Annotated in this window: 3 protein-coding genes and 1 pseudogene; all 4 read left to right on the top strand. The window is 33.6% G+C overall.

Annotated features, from left to right (window positions below):
- On the top strand, positions 1–303 hold a 303-nt coding region (locus ABY285_RS12530; protein WP_372770571.1), incomplete at its 5' end, for a TRCF domain-containing protein.
- Between the two features lie 3 nt (positions 304–306).
- A complete protein-coding gene (locus ABY285_RS12525; protein WP_372770569.1) occupies positions 307–1,170 on the top strand; it encodes a DMT family transporter in 864 nt (287 codons plus the stop codon).
- Between the two features lies 1 nt (position 1,171).
- Positions 1,172–1,540 (top strand): hypothetical protein, encoded by a 369-nt coding sequence (locus tag ABY285_RS12520; protein ID WP_372770567.1) that lies wholly within the window; start codon positions 1,172–1,174, stop codon positions 1,538–1,540.
- Between the two features lie 297 nt (positions 1,541–1,837).
- Positions 1,838–2,256 (top strand): annotated as a pseudogene (locus ABY285_RS12515) (OmpA family protein); the annotation flags it as partial.

Here is a 2,256-nt window from a genome sequence, read left to right as displayed (position 1 = left end):
GGCGAACTTCCTGTTCAAGTAGTGGATTTGTTAAACAGCGTTCGCTTAAAGTGGATTGCAAAATCTTTGGGACTTGAACGCCTTATCCTGAAAAAACATAAAATGATCGGTTATTTTGTTTCCAATCAGCAAAGTTCCTATTATCAAACGCCTGTTTTCACAAGAGTTTTGCAATTTGTTCAGCAAAACGCAAGCATTTGCACTATGAAAGAAAAAGAAACAAAAAACGGGTTACGACTTTTACTAACCTTTGATAAAATAACATCCGTAAATAAAGCTTTGGCAACGCTTCAAAAAATATAGTCATTGAAAAAGCAACATTTAAAACACATTTTAGAACTTAATATTGCCGTTCTCATAATTAGCACTTCAGGTGTATTGGGTCGTTTTATTTCAATGCCACCGCCGGTAACCATTTGGTTGCGCTGTGTTTTTGCCGCCGTTATTTTAGGTGCATTTTGTTGGTATAAAAAAATTGACTTGAAAATTTCGAGCAAAAGTGACTTTAAAGCTATTTTACTGAGTTCAATATTTCTTGGCGCACACTGGATTACCTATTTTTATGCGCTTCACCTTTCAAATGTTGCAGTCGGAATGCTGAGTTTATTCACTTATCCTGTAATTACCGCTTTGCTGGAGCCTTTGTTTTTTAAGACAAAATTGAATAAAATGCATATTTTGTTGGGAATTATTGCGCTCATAGGTATTTATTTTTTAGCGCCAGAATTTAATTTGGAAAGCAATCTTACAAAAGGAGTCCTTTCCGGATTGCTTTCTTCTGTGTTTTACGCCTTAAGAAATATAATGCTGAAACAAAAAATTGCGCAATATTCAGGCTCAATGCTTATGTTTTATCAGCTTGTTATTATTTCATTGGTTTTATGGCCAATACTTTTTATCTTTGAAGCACAGCCAACTTCAGAAGATTGGATGGCTTTATTAGCTTTAGCTTTGTTTACAACTGCGGTTGGGCATACGCTTTTTGTAATGAGTTTTAAGAATTTCTCTATTAGTACCGCGAGTATTATGAGTAGTGTTCAACCTGTTTATGGCGTTTTATTTGGTCTGTTTTTCTTGTCTGAAATTCCTTCGAAAAACACCTTAATTGGCGGGTTTCTAATTCTTACAACAGTAATTATTGAAAGTGTACAATCACATAAAAAAATATAATATGGAATTTTTTAGAATTATTGATAAACAAACTACTGAAGCACAGCTTCAAACTAAGATTCATCCGAAAAGCTTAGAAGAATTTACTGAAACTATGCTATATCTTGAAAGTATGGAGAACAACTTTAAAGGCGCAACGCTTTGGGGGGAATTTGTTCTCAGTTATGATAAAATAAATGGCGGTGTTCGGTTTACTTTGTTAGATTGCCCAAATGCTGTATCGTGGACAATTACAACAGGTTTTCCTCCTGAAAGAAATAAAATTGTTTTACACAGTACCATAAACAGAACTCAAAAACCTGATGAATTTGTAGAAGAAATTGAAGAATTTATGGATGAATGGGAAGAAGGTTTAAATCGAGAATTTTAATTTGCACAATAAATTTTAAACTCGTCATTTACAACATACACAATTATTTTTTAGGAGTCTTTCTTCAAGATTTTTAGAAAATTTCTATTCCCAATTATTGATTTATTAAAATTTAAAATTGCTAGCAAAAAAAATAGGCTGGCAAAAAATGTGTGAATTATGTAAGGTTATTATATAATAATGTAACCCATTCATTACTGAGAGGTATAGCTTTGTTCCTTATTAGAACGTCAGGAATACCAAAGTAAGAATAGTCCATTTTGATCCTGAATTGATTAATCCTAAAAAAACAAGAAAATGAAAAAAATTATTTTTAGTTTATTACTCTTCGGAGCTATAACAGTAAACGCACAAGATAAGAACAATCCTTGGGCAATAGGCATTGGTGTAAATGCGGTTCATAATCCAATGGCACCACAAACACCCTCTGAAGATTATTTCAGGACTCAAGACTGGAATATGATTCCTGCTGTTTCAAGATTAAGCGTTGGCAGATATCTTGGCACGGGATTTACACTTGAAGGATCCGGGTCGTTAAATGAACTTACCAAAAATGGAAGAGAAAGTGTTTCTAAGATGTCTTTTTTCGCATTAGATGGAAATCTTAAATACGATATCAATAACGTGATCGGGCAAACAGGTTTCTTTGATCCTTATGTTCTTGTTGGTGGTGGTTATACTTGGGTTGACGGAAATGGCGCTAGCAATTTTGATGC

The organism is Lutibacter sp. (genome assembly GCF_041555395.1).
GTDB lineage: Bacteria > Bacteroidota > Bacteroidia > Flavobacteriales > Flavobacteriaceae > Lutibacter.
This window is presented reverse-complemented; position numbering and strand designations above follow the sequence as displayed.

Excerpts from the sequence above, each read along its gene's own strand:
- ABY285_RS12520 (WP_372770567.1), top strand. The coding sequence starts at position 1,172 with ATGGAATTTTTTAGAATTATTGATAAACAAACTACTGAAGCACAGCTT.